The following is an 18,167-nucleotide window of genomic DNA, read 5'->3' as shown; positions in this document are numbered from 1 at the left end:
ATGAGGAAACTCGCGCTCATATCAGTTGTGTTATTCAGCTTTGCAGCATTTCCGGCATCTGCGCAGATCAATTCAAGCGGCGATGGAAATACTGTGCCGCAATTGCAAAACCCGGCCGAAGAGACAATTGAGATCGGTCTTTCGACCGAAACAATTGCCATCACTTCTAATTTTGGCGGTACAGACCTTACCATTTTCGGCGCACTCGACAATGCCGACCCAGTGATCCAGCGTCAGGGGCGCTATGACATTATCGTCGTGCTACAAGGCCCATCCCGCGATCTCGTCGTGCGCAAGAAGGAGCGTTATCTCGGTGTCTGGGTCAATGCAGATTCTGAAACATTTCTTGGCGTGCCACTGTCCTATTCGCTCGCTTCGACGCGTAATCTTCAGGACATCGCAGATGACAAGCTATACCGCCAGCTTTCGGTCGGCGTTCGTAATTTTTATCTCAGGCCCGAAGATCCGGCGAGCCTTTCAGGAAATATCCTGACCTTTGGTAATGAACTGCGCGAAATGAAAATCCGCCAAGGCCTTTACAGTCAGCGCATCGGCGGTGTTGAATTTCTCTCCCGCACCCTGTTTCGTGCAACGCTGAACCTCTCTGCCAATGTTCCGGTGGGGCGTCATAAGGCGCGAGCGCTGTTATTTCGCAACGGTGTTTTCCTGCGCGAAGCCAATGCCAGCCTTGAAATTGTGAAAGCCGGTGTCGAGCAAAGCATCTATGATGCAGCGCACAAATACAGCTTCTATTACGGTTTATTTGCCGTGTTTTTAGCTGTCTTCACCGGTTGGGCCGGACGAATTCTTTTCAGAAAAGACTAACCACCAACCAGCGCACTATGCGCAATCGGGTAAATTTTGCCCTGCCCCAGCATATAGGCACGCAAGCTTGCATCAACGAACAGCCCGCGAAACGCGCGATCCAGCACATTGAGCGCGCCCGTATAAGCACCAAATGCAGGCATGATCAGCCTTTCGCCGTCGCTCGCAAAACATGGACGCCGCACCGACCGCCCTCGCCGGATGATCCGCGCTGCCGGATGAAGATGGCCTGCCACCTCACCTTGCGCCTCTATGCGCGATGGTTCATGCCGGAAAGTAAGTGGCCCGATTGCAAGTTCCTCAACGCAATCGCCGGGCAGATCGGCTGGGCGATCAGGGTCATGATTGCCGGTAATCCAGAACCAGTCGCGGCGTTCCATCAACGATTTAAGACGGATCGCATATAACGATGGGAGACGCTCGATGGCCTTTGCATCGTGAAAACTGTCGCCGAGACTGATAACGGTTCGCGGCTGATAGCGCGCAATGACCGAAGCCAGCATGTCGAGTGTGGCAGCCGTATCATAAGGCGGAATGAGCTGTCCACGCCGGGCAAAAGACGAGCCCTTTTCAAGATGCAAATCCGAAACCACCAGCATATCGAGGTCCGGCAGAAAGAGTGCGCCGCAAGGATCGTAGATCGTCGCAACGCCGCACAATTCCGCATGCGCCAGACTATAAGCCTCACCATTTCCCCAGACTGCTATACTCATTGCGTTGCTTCTCTAATCAGATCATCGGCTGCTTCTTCAAGCAGCATATCATCGCCCTCACCGGCCACGCGCTCGCGCCCGATTTCAAGCATCACAGGCAGCGCCAGCGGAGAAATACGCGCCAGCGGCTTATGCAGCAGATGGCCCTTCACACGCGCCAGCATGTCGCCAAGACGCTTGATGTCGAGAAGCCCGGCTGCCGCATCGGCACGCGTTGCCTGTAGCAAAATATGGTCCGGTTCGTGGGTTCTCAGCACATCATAGATCAGATCAGTCGAAACCGTCACCTGACGGCCCGTTTTCTCCTGCCCCGGATGTCGTCGCTCGATAAGCCCCGAAATCACGGCACAATTGCGGAAGGTGCGCTTCAGGAGATAGCTTTCATCAAGCCATGCTTCGAGATCGTCCCCTAACATGTCTTCATCGAACAGCTGTTTGAGGCTTAATTTGCCAGAACCAATCATCGCACCCATGTCTTTGAGGCCCCAAAGCCCCAGCGAATAATCGGTCGCGACAAAGCCGAGCGGATGCGCGCCCATGCGTTCAAGACGGCGGGTCAGCAACATGCCAAGCGTCTGATGCGCCAGCCTGCCCTCAAACGGATAGGCGACCATATAGAAACGCCCGCCTTTGGGGAACGTTTCGATCAGCAACTCGTCTTCTCGCGGCAGAACGGATTTAAACGCCTGCACTTCCAGCCATTCGCGCACCTGTTCCGGCAGGAACTGCCAGCGCGAACGATCCGCCAACATGGCGCGCACCTCAGATGCGAGATAAGTGGAAAGCGGAAATTTTCCACCTGCATAGACGGGAATTTTGGCATCCTGTCCGGCAGCGTTGGAAGCCATGCATTCGTTCTCACGAATGCCTTCAAACCGCAGCACTTTGCCCGCAAACAGAAATGTGTCGCCCGGTGTCAGCGTTTCGAGGAAATATTCTTCAATGCGGCCCAGCACACGACCGCCTCTCGCATTTGCGCCCTTGCCGCCACGCGTCAGCCGGACATTTAATTCCGGCGCTTCGACAATCGTACCAATATTCAGGCGATATTGCTGCGCGATGCGCGGGTTTGAAACCCGCCATGTGCCATCAACAGTCTTGCGGATTTTAGCAAAACGCTCATAGGTCTTGAGCGCATAGCCGCCGGTCGCCACAAAATCGAGAATTTGGTCAAAGGTTTCGCGTGAGAGACTGGAATAAGGTGCTGCACTTCGTACTTCCCGATAAAGCTGGTCGGCGTTGAAGGGCTCGGCACAGGCCATGCCCAGCACATGCTGCGCCAGAACATCCAGCGCGCCATCAATCAGCGGCGGCGTATCCTGCGCGCCAAGATAATTTGCGTCGAGCGCCGCACGGCACTCCAGCACCTCGAAGCGATTGGCAGGCACCAGAATGGCACGGCTCGGCTCATCCATACGGTGATTGGCGCGACCGATCCGCTGCGCAAGTCGACTTGCGCCCTTTGGTGCGCCGACATGAATGACAAGATCGACATCGCCCCAGTCAATGCCTAAATCGAGCGTTGAGGTGGCAACGACAGCGCGCAAAGTATTCGCCGACATCGCCTGTTCCACCTTGCGGCGCTGGCTGGCATCGAGTGAGCCGTGATGCAGGGCAATCGGCAGCGTGTCCTCGTTGACACGCCAAAGCTCCTGAAACAGCATCTCCGCCTGACTGCGCGTGTTAACGAACAGCAGCGTCGTGCGATGCGTGCGGACAGCCTCATAAATATCCGGGATCGCATAGCGCGACGAATGCCCCGCCCACGGCACCCGCTCCTCTGAATCGAGAATAGTAATTTCGGGTTTGGCCCCGCCATCAACCGTAACCAGACCGGATTTCGGCTCTGTATCATCCTGCTCGACCAGCCAGCGACGCAACTCGTCAGGTTGCGCCACAGTCGCCGACAAACCGATTGTCTGCATTTGCGGTTGCAGAAGGCGCAGACGCGCAAGCCCCAGCGCAAGCAGATGACCGCGTTTTGAGATAACCAGCGAGTGCAGTTCATCCAGCACCACATAACGCAGGCCTTTGAAAAACTGCTCAGCCCCTTTAGAGGCAATAAGCAAAGCCAATTGCTCCGGCGTAGTGAGCAAAATATCAGGCGGTGCGAGTTTCTGACGCTGACGCTTATGTGCGGGTGTATCACCCGTCCGGGTCTCAATCGTGATGTCGAGTCCCATTTCCTCGACGGGTATGGTCAGATTTCGATGAATATCGACCGCAAGCGCCTTTAGAGGCGAGATATACAACGTATGCACACCGCGCTTTGCCATACCAGGCTTTTTGCTGCCACTCCGCTCCAGATCGACCAGCGCAGGCAGAAAACCTGCAAGCGTCTTGCCCGCCCCCGTTGGCGCAATCAGCAGTGTCGATTGCCCCTGCTCGGCGCGCGATAGTAATTCAAGCTGATGCGCGCGCGGCGACCAGCCCTTTTGCGCAAACCATTTTATAAAACAGTCTGGCAAGTGAAAGGCAGCGGCCTTAGAAGTGGGTGTCAGGTTCAGTGTCACGCACTCAATCTAGTGCTCACGAGGCGTCTCGCCAAGAGATTTGTTCACTTTTGTTCTCATTTTGTGAGAAGTTCGTTTTGCGCGCTCTTTTCAGCGGGAAGTTACTGACCTATCTAATAAATCATGCGCTATGATCAGTTGCTGCGTTCCACACCCAAAGGTCTCTATTGCCCGCCCGGCGATTTTTACATTGATCCGGTGCGGCCTGTTGATCGCGCGCTGATCACCCACGGACATTCCGATCATGCGCGTGCCGGACATGCTCATGTGCTTGCGACGCAACAGACGCTCGACATCATGGCAATCCGCTATGGTGCAGATTTTGCAGGCAGCACACAATCGGCCGATTTAGGCGCAGTGCTAAATGTAAACGGCGTCACCGTCAGCTTTCATCCGGCAGGCCATGTGCTTGGCTCCGCACAAATTGCAGTCGAAAAAGATGGCACGCGCATTGTCGCTTCAGGCGATTATAAACGTGCTGCCGATCCAACCTGCGCGCCCTTTGAGCCTGTTGCCTGTGATGTTTTTATCACCGAAGCGACCTTTGCGCTGCCCGTATTTCGTCATCCCGAAGCGGCGCATGAAATTGCAACTTTGCTGAAATCACTCACACAATTTCCTGAACGCGCGCATCTGGTGGGGGCATATTCGCTTGGCAAAGCGCAGCGCGTTATAAAACTCATTCGCGATGCGGGTTATGACGAGCCAATCTATATTCACGGCAGCCTGCAAAAGCTCTGCGATTATTATCGCACACAAGAGATCGATCTTGGTCGGTTGGAACCTGCAACGCTCGAACGTGGTGAAGCTGCGCCCGATTTTGCTGGCAAGATCGTCGTCGGCCCACCCTCCGCATTTGCCGATCGCTGGGCACGACGTTTCCCCGATCCACTACCCGCCTTTGCATCGGGCTGGATGCGTATCCGCCAGCGCGCAAAGCAACGCGGTGTCGAACTGCCACTCATCATATCTGATCACTGTGACTGGGACGAGCTGACCACAACCATCAGCGAGATAAAACCTGCGGAAGTCTGGGTGACACATGGGCGCGAAGAAGCGCTGGTGCGCTGGTGCGAGCTGCAAAATATCCCAGCGCGCCCGCTCCATCTTATCGGCTACGAAGATGAGGGCGATTGATGCGTGCTTTCGCTGAACTTCTCGACCGCCTTGTCCTCACACCCCAGCGCAATGGCAAATTGCGACTGCTGATCGATTATTTCCGCACCACACCTGATCCTGATCGTGGCCTTGCACTTTCAGCCATCACCCGCGATCTGGAATTGCAAAGCGTCAAGCCTGCTATGCTGCGCGCACTGATTACCGAGCGCACGGACCCTACGCTTTTTGCTTATTCCTATGATTATGTCGGCGATCTTGCCGAAACGATTTCGCTGATCTGGCCCGGTCCGCGAGAAACGCCTGCGGGTGCCAACCTGCCGCTCAGCGTTGTCGTGCATGAGTTGCAAAACGCCTCACGCCGTGAGGGGCCGCAGCTTGTGGCTGGCTGGCTCGATCTGCTTGGCATATCAGAGCGTTATGCGCTTTTGAAGCTTGTGACCGGGGGCTTGCGCATCGGCGTTTCCGCCCGTCTTGCCAAGCAGGCACTGGCAGATTTTGGCGGTGTGGATGTGGTGGAAATCGAAGAACTCTGGCACGGACAGACGCCGCCCTTCACGGCACTTTTTGCATGGCTTGAGGGTCATGGCCCAAAGCCTGCCGCCACTGCCGACGCACCATTCCGACCCGTCATGCTGGCAACGGCGCTGGATGAGGTCGAAATTCCCTCGCTTGATCCATCTGCCTATAGCGCCGAATGGAAATGGGATGGAATTCGCGTGCAGGCCGTTGCAGAAAACGGTGTGCGGCGGCTTTATTCGCGCACCGGCGACGATATTTCTTCCGCCTTTCCCGATGTGCTGGAGGCCATGGATTTCGAAGGCTCTATTGATGGCGAATTGCTTGTTGGCCACCATGGCGAAACGGGTCTAGAAACTGCGACATTTTCCGATTTACAGCAGCGGCTTAATCGCAAAACGGTGACAGCCAAACAGCTCCGCGAATATCCGGCCTTCATCCGCGCCTATGATCTTTTGCACGAGGGCACGCAGCAATCTGGTGAAGATCTGCGCGCACTGCCCTTCTCAGAACGACGCGCGCGGCTCACTCAATTCGTTGAAAAGCTTGATAAACGACGCTTTGATCTGTCGCCGGTCCTTCAATTTTCGAACTTTGATGAACTCGCGAAATTGCGTCTTAATCCACCGCATCCGGTGATCGAAGGGCTTATGCTCAAACGGCATGACAGCGCCTATGTGCCGGGACGCCCAAAGGGCCCATGGTTCAAATGGAAGCGCGATCCATTCACAGTCGATGCTGTTGTGGTCTATGCACAGCGTGGGCATGGCAAGCGCTCAAGCTATTATTCAGATTTCACCTTCGCCGTGTGGACAGGACCGGAAGAAAATCCCGCTCTCGTCCCGGTCGGAAAAGCCTATTTCGGTTTCACCGATGAGGAGCTAAAACTTCTCGACAAATTTGTGCGCGAAAACACGCTTGAGCGCTTTGGTCCGGTGCGGTCCGTTCGGGCCGAGCCCGATCATGGATTGGTGGTGGAAGTTGCCTTTGAAGGCCTCAACCGCTCCAGCCGTCACAAGTCTGGTGTCGCCATGCGCTTTCCGCGCTTTTCTCGGCTGCGCTGGGACAAGCCGCCGCGCGAAGCGGATCGGCTTGAAACGCTGGAAAAACTGTTAAGCTGATTACTCAACAGCCGTTGTGACGCGGATAGCAAAAATATCAACAGGCTTGCCTGCGCCACTGAGATCGGAATTGATGGTAATCTTGCCTGCGCGACCACCGGCCTCAGCCTTCGCAAAATCCTGGTCGAACAGAAAGTCGCTCACAGAATCCCGAACGTCATAGCGTCGGCGTCCGCAATCGCCGAGACCCGCGAAATCACAATTGACCGACATTTGTGTTGGCTTGCCATCTTCACTGCGGGCAACAATGTCAAACGTTGCCTTCTTGCCTGCAAGCTGGCTGAGCACGCCCTCGCCCACATCAAACGTCACGCTGTCATTTGGGCCCTTCGACTGAAGCCGCGCAAAGCTGTTCGTGCCTTCGCGCATGATTTCAGCCGTGGCACCGCCCTGCACTGACATCCGCGTTGCATCGGCGGGTGTAAAAATATTGATCCAGATGCGTCCTTCCGGATCTTCACCTTCCTTGATCGGAGCCATACGATTGTCTGTCAGAAGCGGGCTTGAACTGCCGCCGCGTGTGAAATCAGCAAAGCTGTTATAGAGCGAAAAGCCGATCAGTCCCAGCACAACGATGACCAGCACTGGAACACCGAAACTCAAAAACGGCGAGCGCCGCTTTTTCTTGCGGTCTTTGCGCGAAACACCCGCTTCATAACCAAGATCGGCCGATGCACGCTTGTTCTTTTTGGATGCCGAACGAATGTCCGCAGTATCGAGCGCGGGACCAGCGTCAAAATCGCCTCCATCCAACACAGGGTCGGCGGAATAAGGCGATTCCAGCGTTGGCTCGCGCATAGCACTGGCGGCCTGAGAAGACTTAAACTCGGCTTCTATTTCCGAGATCGCATTTTTCACCTTCTGACGACGCTGCTGCCTCTGCTCTTCGCTAAGCGCTGAATTGGACACCAGCGCGCGCTCATGCGCGCCCCAGGCCGCTTCGTAGATACGCTGACGGGTGGCAGGGTTATGTGCATCCGACTTTGCGAATGCATTTCTGATTGCGCGTTCGATACTTTCCAAAGGGCCGTTCTTCCTGGGTTCTCATATTCCGAGTTTGCGTATTCTACCTGAGTCCTTAGATACGGTAATATTAGATAAGCCTCAGCGAAATTAACGTCTGAATCAAGGCATTTACCTGTTCTGAACCCATTTTGGCTACCCGCAACACCTGTCAAAGATACCAATTCTTAACTTTAAGACGTATTTTCCCCCAACCTTTGGTGGAAAAACCACCATTTCACGCCTTATGCAGCCCTTTATATCCATTCAAATTTTCATGTTGTGGTTGGCGAAAGCCATGTTAAAACTATTACGTTTACGCAAACGTCAATTTTTGGAGGATAAAATGGCATTGCCGGATATTTTGAAAAACAGGCTGCGCATTCCCGTGGTCGGAGCGCCACTGTTTATCATCTCAAATCCGGCTTTGGTGCTGGCGCAATGCAAGGCAGGTATTGTCGGTTCTTTTCCCGCGCTCAATGCACGGCCCGAAGCCCAGCTTGATGATTGGCTGGCCGAGATTACCGAAAATCTTGCCGCTCATGATGCGGCAACCCCGCATCGCCCTGCCGCACCTTTTGCGGTTAATCAAATTGTCCACCGCTCCAATAAACGGCTTGAACACGACATTGGCCTCTGCGTGAAATACAAAGTCCCCATCGTTATTTCATCACTGGGTGCTGTGCCGGAAGTAAATGATGCAATTCACTCCTATGGCGGCATCGTTCTCCATGACGTTATCAACAATCGTCATGCCAATTCCGCCATCCGCAAGGGTGCAGATGGCCTTATAGCTGTTGCAGCAGGTGCTGGCGGCCACGCAGGGGCGCTCTCGCCTTTCGCACTCATCCAGGAAATCCGCGAATGGTTTGACGGACCGCTGCTGCTTTCCGGCGCAATCGCCAATGGTGGCGCAATTCTCGCTGCACAGGCCATGGGCGCAGACCTTGCCTATATCGGCTCTCCCTTTATTGCGACTACGGAGTCCCGCGCTTCTGATGGCTATAAACAGATGATTGTCGATTCAAACTCTTCAGACATCGTTTATTCGAACTATTTCACAGGTATTTCAGGTAATTATCTTAAACCATCCATAGCGGGCTCCGGCCTTGATCCGGATCATCTTCCCGAAGCAGATCCATCGAAAATGGACTTCGAAAAGGCCCAGCAGGAAGGCGCAAAAGCGTGGAAAGATATCTGGGGGTGCGGACAGGGAATTGGTGCTGTGAAAGAGATTACGCCTGCAGGTAAGCTTGTTGACAAACTTGAACGTGAATATATTGCAGCGCGTGCTCGCATTTGCACGAACGGATAATAGCACTCATTTTAACGTTATAAGGCAAGGTCTGAGACAAACATCAAGATTGCACGTTTTGGGCCTTGCTTTCCTTTACGGTTTTGGTTATCAGCGCAGCGTTCGATTTGAAAACAATCGATACTCCCACCGGAGTTAGGAACTCTTGTTCCTTGCCGCTTTAGCTCAGTTGGTAGAGCACATCATTCGTAATGATGGGGTCAGCAGTTCGAGTCTGCTAAGCGGCACCATTTTTTATAATAAATTCAATTATATAGTTAGAATACATTTTAGATACGTACCGTTAAGGCCACTTCGGGTAACGCGTCGGGTAACAAGAAGCCTTGTTAGAGGAAGCCCCACGATAGGCATTATATGACTTCTTGAACACTAGTCTCATGTTGATGACTGTGCAGGCACTTGAAATTCACTATTACGGATCATTGTCTCCTGCTTGTAGGGCCGCAAAATATCGTGAAGATTTAAGGATAGATAAAATCAACCATTTGAGTTCTTTTGTGACTTTAGGCTTGAAGGAAGGAATTTATCAATCTCGCCGGGATTGAACGTATAATCTTCCATAATTTGCAATGCCGCTTGAGCCTTACAATAGGCTTTGTATGTTGTTCCGGGCGCCGACTTATATATTGCAGCCAACGACAGTTGCAGCGCATCCCTGCGCTCACGCACTTCATCTTCTGAGAGAGCGCTGCTTGAAAGATCAGTTAGTAACGAAAGATAAGACTCTCTGATAGCCCACAGATCAGCGGCAGTATCCCGATGCTTCTGTGCAGCAGCTCCCGGATCGAACCCTTTCATATATCCAGACACAAACAATCCAATCATTGATACCAACGCAGTCAAGATTTTCAGCAATACGTCATCAATAACAACAACTGCAATCGTGCCAGACGTAGTTACGGCGGCAATTAATATCTGCGCTATCTTAAATCTGGTAAGCGTATTGGCACAGATATCTGCTTGCTTTTCATGAGTTTTATGTGAGTAAACTATCCTACCAAAGCACTCGCGAATTTGTCCTTCTAGTGCAAATTGATTAGACTCACGGATATGTGGGGCCAAAAATTTCTCTCCACTTCAATCGCGCAGTATATTTATAATCATTCATTTCCAAACTTATAGCACTTACAGCGTCGCTGTAAGATCTATTAGCTTGATAATGAAAATTTCCTGTCTTCATTACGCTGGCTCCACTGCCGGGCGCCCTCCAGAATTGCTGATTCCGGTCCAAGTTACCTAAGTAGCTGAAGAAATCTCTCACCATCCAATCGTGATACGTATATGATCTTTCCTTGTGTGCCCACGTTTCAATGAACTGATAAGCTAGTGTATCGATAAGCATTCCAGAAATACCAACGGAATGACGGCGCTTCCAAATTCTAGCCATCCTTGCAAGAGCCTTGAGGTTTCCATTCGTTGCGCGATTGCGCGCTAAAAATGCATCCATCTCTGCACGTGGGTTACACGTTTTCCAGCTCCCACCATTATTACTGTCAGCGAACGTATAGGTTCCGACCATATTATTAAAAACTGGAAGTACTTCAAAGGTAATTCCATCATCGAATCCAATAACCACCACTTGACCGTCGCCACCTATTCGTGTGGTTCCATAAGTTTTCAGGAGCGACGCTCTTACTTGCTGTAGCAAGGCCGATTGGCCGTTGGATGTATAACTAGAATACCTTGACATTAAATAATTTGGCAGGAGAAATGCGACATCCAAGTCACTAACCCCTTTTGCTGCGGTGTCTCTTCCGTAAGAACCGACATAAAGGCTGTGTGCATTATCAGATTCAGAGGACCAAAAATCCCGGTTCAACTGCCTTGTAATGCGCCTATAGCGATAGGAAATACTACTAATAGTATCTGCAGGGATTAAGTAGTTGGATCGAAAAGCTCGGAAATTGTCAGATACGCTCATAAGAAATAATTGGCATAGAATCATTTATCCTTAAAGTAGCGCTCTGTCTCCATTCACAGAATTTACGAATTTTGATTTATAACTCAGCTATCCAGCAAGAACGAACAAGCAGTTATTTAATTGTCCGACAACCCCGGTGCAACGCTTTTTCGGGATCAGACAAGCGTCCCGGAGAAGCCGAACGTGCTGCCTACGGCTTAGAAGTCGGGAAGCTTTATCAAAAAAGCAATCACAGTTCCAACTTTTGACATGTTAATAGGGATGCGAAAACATCAGAAATTGGAACGGTTTTCTCTTCAATTTTTCCAGACAAGCTAATACTCAAAAACCAATTGCGCCCACACTTTCACGCTCAAAATCAGTTAAGCCTTCCAATATGACGGCGAACTACAAATTCGTCATTTAGGAAGAAACAAGAGATTACATATCTCGAAGTTGATCGGCTTCTTTCTGAAATTTACTTCGTGAATCACTGACTTATGATCTCAAAACTAATGGCCATACCTGCGTTCCGAAGTCGGTTAACAATAGTTATTTTGATGATGCCCATTCCAATTAAATGGAATTTATGATCAACAACTCATTAAATAGAAGCCTGATATAATCGAAATAATTGCGGTGCATAATGTCTGACAAAAAATACCAAGTTTTTGTATCCTCCACGTTTAAGGACCTCGCGAAACAACGGCGAATGGTTATTCAAGGCATTTTAGATTTACAGCACATCCCAGCCGGTATGGAAATGTTTCCAGCCACCGATACAGACCAGCTTGAATACATTAAAAAAATCATTGACCAATGCGACTACTACGTCCTTATCATGGCGAACATGTACGGTAGCATGACAGATGGAGTAAGCTACACTGAACAAGAGTATGATTACGCTGTTTCGCAAGGAAAATTTGTTCTAGCTTTCCCTCATAGTCAACCGGAAACGCAGCCGTTTAACCACAGCGATACTGATGAGGACAAAAGAACAGCGCTATCAGCTTTTAGGCAAAAAGTGATGCGAGGCAGGCTAGTTCGAGAGTGGAGTTCGGATGACAAATTAGAGGCTCAGATAATAAAGGCATTGGTGCATGCATTTAATAATTACCCTCAGATTGGTTGGGTTAGGGGAGATAGTATCGCAAACTCCGACGTCATTCTAAGAAATAATGAACTATTAGAAGAAAATAATAATTTAAAGTCGCTTTTATCAGATTTAAAGCCTGTTCCAAATTTCAAAGTCGACGACATTGCTTCACTTGATGAAGAAATTAGTATTTCAATGAAAATAAAGAACTGGAATTACGCCTCTGACTATGAGGAAGATCATTCTCAATTAATTATCACCACATGGCGATCATTATTTATTTCTATCGCCTCGCACATCAAGGGCGTAAGTGATGATATTGTAATAAAGAACGCGCTAGTTTCACTATTACCCGAGCGAAAACGGGAAATGAAAACAAGCATAACTGAATTACAAAAAGCGACCATTAAATCTCAACTTGAAGCATTTGGACTTATATTGGTTAAGTCGGACATTAAGAACAAACAAACTCTGGAACTCACAGAACTAGGCAATCGGACCATGCGTGAACAGCTGGTCATCCGCAAAAAAGAAGGCGGAGAGATTTCAAGCATTTAATCTATCAGCGCGTGCCAAGCAATTCAGATACCTAAATAACTGATCAAACGGTGTGTTTTTGCATCAACTTTTAGTCGCAGTCCCGGAGGGACTGCACCAACAATTGAAATCATTGCATAAATTTAAGGTTAGCCAATTCGCGATTTTCGCTTTGTTCCGCTATGCAACGGCTAACCTATCCAAACCCAGGCACAAAAAAAGGCCCTAAGAAATACATCTCAGGGCCTTATGTCATTTGCCATTCTTAATCTTATAGAAGATCTGGACGATCAGCCAGATAATGCCGAGGCTGGAAAGGCCGATAGACAGAACCTTTTCCAAATGCGGAAGCCATGCAGGATTTATAGCTGCAACAGTGGCAACAGCAGTCGTAACACGATCAGCAAACTGATCTTTCATTTCCAGCATCCCCGCCGTTTTCCGTTCTCGTCGTTACCCTCGACACGTTCAGCCCCTGCCCGATCCACTTTTGTGAGAGCCACCAATCCTACAGGTGATAAGCTATTCGCTCGAAACCCCGCGCAACCCGACGCACTCATCGGCTGGCAAGCCGCGACGGCGAAGGGCAACAATGCAAAAATCATAATCCGAAAGACCGCGCAGTTTGGCATCGTCCTTTGTCCTTTCCCGTTCAGCTTTCATGTCTGCTTTGAGTTGTGCGGTTTTCGCCCTCTGAAACCCGCTGTGATCGCCCCGGTAATATCCAAAGCCAAAAGAAAAGGCGGCAATTGCGCCACCTGTCAAAACCGTTATGAGGGCCGTTTTCAGCCACGGCGGGATAAGTGCAATCAGCGCCATCAGCCAAGCTCCTGATGGAGATCCTTGACGGCTTTGTACAAATCCACGCGACGCTTGATCGCATAGACTGCAAAAGCTCCAACCATGGCGCAAATGAACAATTGAACGCGCCAATCCAGCCCGCCAAGAAATGAGCCGACAGCCGTCACGACCATGCCGATGCCAGTCAGAATATTCGTGATGACAGTTTTTGACTTTGCTGGAGGCGTTCCAAGCTCGCCGGGATCGGCAACTACCGGTACTTTCTCAATAACCTTTTCGACGGCAGGCTGTGCATTGCCAACCGTTTTCACTTTATTGAGAATGGCTTCGAGCTTTGCAGACTTGACCAGAGCCTTATTCAACGGATCACCGGTGTAGTAGCTTTGGCCGCGAGTTAAATCGCGGTGCTCGCCTTTGGTAGCGGCCAGAACCGGGAAAGAAGCCCATTCCTGCGCAAGACGTTTGCCAAATTCTGTACGGCTGATCTTTCCAGCAATAAACTCATTGTAGCCGCGACGAATAAGCAGGTGATAGCCAAGACGATCTTGCAAGTCAGGCTCAAATATCTGCGTCCCGCGCAAACCAAGTTCACGGGAAAGATCCTGCAAGGTGGCCCGCATAAACTGATAGCCGCCAGAAGCGGAGGACCTGAACCGCTTTGTAAAACTAGCCTGCGCATCAACCAGTTCACCGACCGTCATTGATGTGATCTGCTTTGGAAGCTTGTTTTGATTATTGCCGTAAATAACATCGTAAGAAGCGCGATCAACCCGGCCAACCTCAGTCTTACGAATGAAGTCAAGCAGAATCGCCGCACCAAGAGGCACGGTTTTATCCATTAGATTTTCCTTTGGGGTATTAAAAAACCGCCTCAAGGACGGCGCGGTCTATCGGTTAGGGGAAGCTACGGGCAAAGATTTCATCAATATCAGCGATGGAGAAATCCGCTCCAGATTGCAGATCTGCTGTGATTGCTGCTTCAACAGCAAAGCACCTAGCTACATGATCAAGAACGGCATCGCTAACTGCGATGATTGAAGCAGCATCGACCATAAGAAAGTCGCCTGTCGCCGTTTTCCATTGAGTGGCAAACTCTAGATTACTCTCCGCAGCAACCCGCGCCCCCGAAATCATCATTTTTGAGCGATCATCAGTGGCTACGAACAATCCATTAACCTCAATCCCTCCGACTTCTTTCTCCCAACGCTTAGCCGCTAAATATTCTTGCGGCGTCAGGCCAGGGTGACTGGTGACGGGCTCGCCATTTTCAACAGGCACGGTTTTCATTGGCGGCGCAATTCCAAGTGCTTCATAATTCCTTGGATAGCCTTTTGTTCCGATACGAGCATTATCCACGATTTCCTTAGTAGCCTGAGACAACGAAATCCTCCTTCTCAGCTTCTGGAGTCAACACTCCAGAATTGGGGTCGCAATATGGGTGTGATTTAATGAAAGCATCGGCGCGTTCGGCTTTAACGTGCCATGAAACTTCGCAATTGACTGGGCCGTCTGCTTGCAATGTGAATTTACCTTCAACAATACGTCCACCATGAACATATGTTGGTTCATCCAAGTTATTCACACTGACCACGAAAGCGTTCTGCGTAAGTGCTGAGAAAGTGCCCGGAGTAAGGTTGCTCGCCACATCAATGTCAACTTCGGCCAGACCGTTGACCAGTCTCACAGTTCCCCAAAATTCTACGCCTGCTTTTGGAGCTTCCGTGGACATGAAGCGGAGATCTTTATTGTACGGGTCTTTAGGATGGTCGATTAAGTACGACTTGCTTGAAGCTGAAAAATAACCTGCGACAGCCACATTTCCGGCGCCTGCTACCGTGAAACGCCGAGCGCCTTGAGTGAAAACAGCAAACTCGCCGTCTGATGTGTTGTAAATACCAAAACTGTTGCCGTATCCCGTACCGGAACCAACGCCCATATCAATAATGTTAATGTTTGCATCATTGCGAAAATATAGTTTTCCCTGACCAACACCGCCTGCTGTAATTGACGTTCCTACAGCAAGTCCTGCCGTTGAAGATATAGAACCAGTAAAACTAGCTCCCGATAAATTGGCTTTGGCATTAAGCGCAGCTTGCGTCGCCGTACTAACGGGTAAGCCAGCCTTGGCCTGCAAAGTCCCGTCACCCTGTATATATTGAGCGTTGGTGCCCAATGACAAAACAATCAAAGCGCGACCAAGTGAACCGAGATCAATCTGCTGGGCGTTACCTTCATCATCGGTAACGATAGCTTTGTTCGCAGCAAGAATGAAAGCGGCCAGCTTCGCCAGACTGCCGTTTGGGTCTTGGATGCCGAACTCGGAGGGGTCAACCAGATCAAACGCACCGTTTCCGAGAAAGCGAATTACGGTCTCAGTGTCGCCAGCAAGTTTTGCCAATGCGAACAGATTACCGCCCGACATAAGCCGCCGAAGTGCTGCCGTCTGCCCTGTGTAGCGCGAATTATCCGACTGGTAGCGAATACGCGTGGGGAATGTTCCAGCGGCCTCAGGCGGGCATGGCGACGACAGGACGCCATTATTATCGTCGGCGATACTCTCAATCACCAGCATGCGGCCATCAGGCGAGATAATGAAGTCGCCTTGCTGAATACTGCCAAATGTCAAAAGCGCATCGGCTGCAGTAAAACCAATTGAGTTAGCGGCAAGCGTCAATGTTCCGATCTGCCAGTCTGGAAGGAACTTATCGAAGTTGTCAGCCATTAGCCTTCACCTTCCGTCTTGAGACAACGGGCGATTTAAAAGCAGCAATCTCAACCTGCGCATCATTCAATTGCTGCTGCACATTCATTGCATCGGCCTGAATGTCTTTGATTTTCTGGCAGGAACCTTCATACATTTGCATCACCTGATCACGTTCCTGCGTGATACGGGTCATTTCCTCATTATGGATTTTGGCATCCTCTTCCGCTGCCAATTCCAATTCTTTGACTCTGCGAAGTAAAATCACTGCGTCATTTGCATTGCGCAGGCTTTGCGCGGTCAAAAAATCACTCAATGCGCGAGCTTCATTTGCCATCGCAACAGGATCAATGCGCACATGCGTAAGCTGCGCCGACTGTTCAGCCGTCGTTGAAGACATACCAATTTACCTTTGAGTTAGCGTTTTGCTACGCCGAGGATGTAATAACGAACCCCAAGAGGACCGGGAAATGAATTGTCGTAATTCCAGCTATTCGTTCCGGTCCAGCGGATGCCAGTAGACTGGCTGGGGGAAATATGGATTTTCAGGCTATTCTCGTTAAGAACAGAAACAACTGACTGGTTTGAAAGTCCGTAGCCTCTGTTAGGTATTTTATAAAGCGCAGCATAAGACTGACGCAGGACATTAGGAAAGACACCAATAACTTTCGGAAAGACCAGCATACCATTACCGTTGAAGTTAATAGTCTTTGCTTTTTCCCCATACATCGCATTCGACGCCCCCTCGTTGAACTGACTGGCCGGAATGTACTCTTCCCGTAATATCTGCGTCGCTGGAAAGCGTGTATCTAAAAGAATGTCATTGAACGCTGGCGATGTATCGCTGGATCCGGGCTTTTTAATCTGGATGTCATTAAAGACACGCCGCATCACCTGATTACCACCAATCGAAGGTGGCATCAGATCATTGCAATAAACCAGATACCTGATGTTGACGGCGATATTTGCACTTTCATTGAAAAACGTAACGCCACCCGGATCCAGCCTGTAGGTGATCAGCACATCTTGATTGGTGTCATACAGCTCCCGATCAAACATCGGCAGGATGTAATCACGCCCCGCAATACCGGCAACGATATCAACAAACATACTTTCAGTCAGTGTGACGCCGTAAGGCGCAGGCACGTAATAAGCACCGCCAGCCGGAATATTCTTGATTTCGTCTGCCATAATACAGAACGGAGGATTGCGAGTGCTATCGATAATGCGCTGACGTCCCGACGAATTATCAACAGTGAAACCCGGACGCGTGATGATCAACCCATTACTATCCAGTCGAACAACCTCCTGCCCAGCAACGACAGGGGCAGAAGGTTTGGGAATAGGAGTCTCATTCGCAGGAAGATCCCAAAAGGTGTAATAAATATCGGCGCTACCCGTGCTCCAATATGCATTGTCATACTCAGGACGCTGCGATAATCGGTCTGTTATTCTTCCACACCATCCATAATACCCATAAAAAGAAGGTATTCGATTAGTTACCGATTGGCTTTGTGGTGGCTGCGACTTGCCACTCTCGAAAGGACCGTCATTCTGATCAGTCATTCTTGCAATAACGGTGCGATACTGCATTCCAATTTGATACTGACTATTTATGCTAAATGATGGGCCAAGAAACCTGCCATCGGCCCTCTTTACTTTTGCTTCGAAAATAGGCGGCGCATCGCCGGGGAACATCCTATCTAATAGGAAATAAGGAACAGTCCCGCCCCCCACAGTATGCTGGGTAATTACGATCTGCTTAGCATCGCTATTACCGCCGCCTATCGTGTAAAATCGATATTTACCACTTTCAAAAGGGAAAGCGTTCGGATTGATCGATAAAACACCCGGCTCTTTCATGTAGGAAACATTCTGGTTTTCAGAATCAAACAGGAAGGCGCCATAATCCGTGCTGGGTAATTCCCGGAAATCATCGGTATCATTGCGCATAACCTTCACAACCGGGCCTACGCCGGGTTTGTGTCCAATCGCCAGATAACTCATT

At 50.3% G+C, this 18,167-nt stretch carries 17 protein-coding genes and 1 tRNA gene; 6 read left to right on the top strand and 12 right to left on the bottom strand.

From position 1 onward, the window contains the following. Positions 1–825: a TIGR02186 family protein gene (locus ABE530_RS04250; protein WP_499693703.1), complete on the top strand. Its 825-nt coding sequence runs from the start codon at positions 1–3 to the stop codon at positions 823–825. Here ABE530_RS04250 and pdeM read toward each other — a convergent pair. After that, positions 822–1,538, bottom strand: coding sequence for a ligase-associated DNA damage response endonuclease PdeM (gene pdeM, locus ABE530_RS04245; RefSeq protein WP_499693702.1), 717 nt, complete (start codon positions 1,536–1,538; stop codon positions 822–824). The two genes, ABE530_RS04250 and pdeM, sit on opposite strands and share 4 nt — an antisense overlap. Continuing rightward, complete coding sequence (locus ABE530_RS04240; RefSeq protein WP_499693701.1) at positions 1,535–4,051, bottom strand: ligase-associated DNA damage response DEXH box helicase; 2,517 nt, start codon at positions 4,049–4,051, stop codon at positions 1,535–1,537. The genes pdeM and ABE530_RS04240 overlap by 4 nt, the downstream gene beginning before the upstream one ends. 123 nt (positions 4,052–4,174) lie before the next feature. Here ABE530_RS04240 and ABE530_RS04235 point away from each other — a divergent pair, with 123 nt between their 5' ends. After that, on the top strand, positions 4,175–5,188 hold the full coding sequence (locus tag ABE530_RS04235) for a ligase-associated DNA damage response exonuclease (protein ID WP_499693700.1): 1,014 nt from the start codon (positions 4,175–4,177) through the stop codon (positions 5,186–5,188). Continuing rightward, on the top strand, positions 5,188–6,807 hold the full coding sequence (locus tag ABE530_RS04230; RefSeq protein WP_265985778.1) for a cisplatin damage response ATP-dependent DNA ligase: 1,620 nt from the start codon (positions 5,188–5,190) through the stop codon (positions 6,805–6,807). Before ABE530_RS04235 ends, ABE530_RS04230 begins: the two co-directional genes overlap by 1 nt. Here ABE530_RS04230 and ABE530_RS04225 read toward each other — a convergent pair whose 3' ends face one another. Next, positions 6,808–7,830, bottom strand: coding sequence for a hypothetical protein (locus ABE530_RS04225; RefSeq protein ID WP_499693699.1), 1,023 nt, complete (start codon positions 7,828–7,830; stop codon positions 6,808–6,810). A 325-nt stretch (positions 7,831–8,155) separates the two neighbouring features. Between ABE530_RS04225 and ABE530_RS04220 the strand changes: the two genes are divergently transcribed. Both ABE530_RS04220 and ABE530_RS04215 read left to right on the top strand, forming a co-directional pair. After that, positions 8,156–9,124 (top strand): NAD(P)H-dependent flavin oxidoreductase, encoded by a 969-nt coding sequence (locus ABE530_RS04220; protein WP_499693698.1) that lies wholly within the window; start codon positions 8,156–8,158, stop codon positions 9,122–9,124. A 154-nt stretch (positions 9,125–9,278) separates the two neighbouring features. Beyond that, positions 9,279–9,354 (top strand) — tRNA-Thr (locus ABE530_RS04215). Between the two features lie 247 nt (positions 9,355–9,601). Here the strand turns inward: ABE530_RS04215 and ABE530_RS04210 are convergent. Both ABE530_RS04210 and ABE530_RS04205 read right to left on the bottom strand, forming a co-directional pair. Continuing rightward, complete coding sequence (locus tag ABE530_RS04210) at positions 9,602–10,186, bottom strand: SLATT domain-containing protein (protein ID WP_499693697.1); 585 nt, start codon at positions 10,184–10,186, stop codon at positions 9,602–9,604. Beyond that, on the bottom strand, positions 10,167–11,045 hold the full coding sequence (locus tag ABE530_RS04205) for an SMODS domain-containing nucleotidyltransferase (protein WP_499693696.1): 879 nt from the start codon (positions 11,043–11,045) through the stop codon (positions 10,167–10,169). The genes ABE530_RS04210 and ABE530_RS04205 overlap by 20 nt, the downstream gene beginning before the upstream one ends. 625 nt (positions 11,046–11,670) lie before the next feature. Here ABE530_RS04205 and ABE530_RS04200 point away from each other — a divergent pair. After that, the gene (locus tag ABE530_RS04200) at positions 11,671–12,678 is read left to right on the top strand and encodes a DUF4062 domain-containing protein (RefSeq protein WP_499693695.1); all 1,008 of its coding nucleotides are present in this window, start codon (positions 11,671–11,673) and stop codon (positions 12,676–12,678) included. A gap of 231 nt (positions 12,679–12,909) precedes the next feature. Here ABE530_RS04200 and ABE530_RS04195 read toward each other — a convergent pair whose 3' ends face one another. From ABE530_RS04195 to ABE530_RS04165, 7 genes are all read right to left on the bottom strand, one after another. Continuing rightward, positions 12,910–13,077: a hypothetical protein gene (locus tag ABE530_RS04195; RefSeq protein WP_499693694.1), complete on the bottom strand. Its 168-nt coding sequence runs from the start codon at positions 13,075–13,077 to the stop codon at positions 12,910–12,912. Between the two features lie 102 nt (positions 13,078–13,179). Next, positions 13,180–13,476, bottom strand: coding sequence for a hypothetical protein (locus ABE530_RS04190; protein ID WP_499693693.1), 297 nt, complete (start codon positions 13,474–13,476; stop codon positions 13,180–13,182). Continuing rightward, positions 13,476–14,297 carry a lysozyme family protein gene (locus ABE530_RS04185; RefSeq protein ID WP_499693692.1) on the bottom strand — a complete coding sequence of 274 codons (822 nt, stop codon included), beginning with the start codon at positions 14,295–14,297 and terminating at the stop codon, positions 13,476–13,478. Before ABE530_RS04185 ends, ABE530_RS04190 begins: the two co-directional genes overlap by 1 nt. Positions 14,298–14,352: 55 nt before the next feature. After that, on the bottom strand, positions 14,353–14,838 hold the full coding sequence (locus tag ABE530_RS04180; protein WP_499693691.1) for a DUF4376 domain-containing protein: 486 nt from the start codon (positions 14,836–14,838) through the stop codon (positions 14,353–14,355). Next, complete coding sequence (locus ABE530_RS04175) at positions 14,822–16,180, bottom strand: hypothetical protein (protein ID WP_499693690.1); 1,359 nt, start codon at positions 16,178–16,180, stop codon at positions 14,822–14,824. Before ABE530_RS04175 ends, ABE530_RS04180 begins: the two co-directional genes overlap by 17 nt. After that, positions 16,173–16,559 (bottom strand): hypothetical protein, encoded by a 387-nt coding sequence (locus ABE530_RS04170; protein WP_499693689.1) that lies wholly within the window; start codon positions 16,557–16,559, stop codon positions 16,173–16,175. The genes ABE530_RS04175 and ABE530_RS04170 overlap by 8 nt, the downstream gene beginning before the upstream one ends. A 17-nt stretch (positions 16,560–16,576) precedes the next feature. Beyond that, positions 16,577–18,166 (bottom strand): hypothetical protein, encoded by a 1,590-nt coding sequence (locus ABE530_RS04165; RefSeq protein ID WP_499693688.1) that lies wholly within the window; start codon positions 18,164–18,166, stop codon positions 16,577–16,579. Position 18,167: the final 1 nt, after the last annotated feature.

This window comes from Brucella sp. TWI559, from assembly GCF_039674265.1.
In the GTDB taxonomy this organism is placed as follows: Bacteria; Pseudomonadota; Alphaproteobacteria; order Rhizobiales; family Rhizobiaceae; genus Brucella; species Brucella chromiisoli.
This window is presented reverse-complemented; position numbering and strand designations above follow the sequence as displayed.

What these genes read in the sequence shown, in the direction of transcription:
- ABE530_RS04250 (WP_499693703.1), top strand. Translation starts at nt 1, where the DNA reads ATGAGGAAACTCGCGCTCATATCAGTTGTGTTATTCAGCTTTGCAGCA.
- pdeM (WP_499693702.1), bottom strand. Translation starts at nt 1,538, where the DNA reads ATGAGTATAGCAGTCTGGGGAAATGGTGAGGCTTATAGTCTGGCGCAT.
- ABE530_RS04235 (WP_499693700.1), top strand. Translation starts at nt 4,175, where the DNA reads ATGCGCTATGATCAGTTGCTGCGTTCCACACCCAAAGGTCTCTATTGC.
- ABE530_RS04230 (WP_265985778.1), top strand. Translation starts at nt 5,188, where the DNA reads ATGCGTGCTTTCGCTGAACTTCTCGACCGCCTTGTCCTCACACCCCAG.
- ABE530_RS04220 (WP_499693698.1), top strand. Translation starts at nt 8,156, where the DNA reads ATGGCATTGCCGGATATTTTGAAAAACAGGCTGCGCATTCCCGTGGTC.
- ABE530_RS04205 (WP_499693696.1), bottom strand. Translation starts at nt 11,045, where the DNA reads ATGAGCGTATCTGACAATTTCCGAGCTTTTCGATCCAACTACTTAATC.
- ABE530_RS04200 (WP_499693695.1), top strand. Translation starts at nt 11,671, where the DNA reads ATGTCTGACAAAAAATACCAAGTTTTTGTATCCTCCACGTTTAAGGAC.
- ABE530_RS04195 (WP_499693694.1), bottom strand. Translation starts at nt 13,077, where the DNA reads ATGAAAGATCAGTTTGCTGATCGTGTTACGACTGCTGTTGCCACTGTT.
- ABE530_RS04190 (WP_499693693.1), bottom strand. Translation starts at nt 13,476, where the DNA reads ATGGCGCTGATTGCACTTATCCCGCCGTGGCTGAAAACGGCCCTCATA.
- ABE530_RS04185 (WP_499693692.1), bottom strand. Translation starts at nt 14,297, where the DNA reads ATGGATAAAACCGTGCCTCTTGGTGCGGCGATTCTGCTTGACTTCATT.
- ABE530_RS04175 (WP_499693690.1), bottom strand. Translation starts at nt 16,180, where the DNA reads ATGGCTGACAACTTCGATAAGTTCCTTCCAGACTGGCAGATCGGAACA.
- ABE530_RS04170 (WP_499693689.1), bottom strand. Translation starts at nt 16,559, where the DNA reads ATGTCTTCAACGACGGCTGAACAGTCGGCGCAGCTTACGCATGTGCGC.
- ABE530_RS04165 (WP_499693688.1), bottom strand. Translation starts at nt 18,166, where the DNA reads ATGAGTTATCTGGCGATTGGACACAAACCCGGCGTAGGCCCGGTTGTG.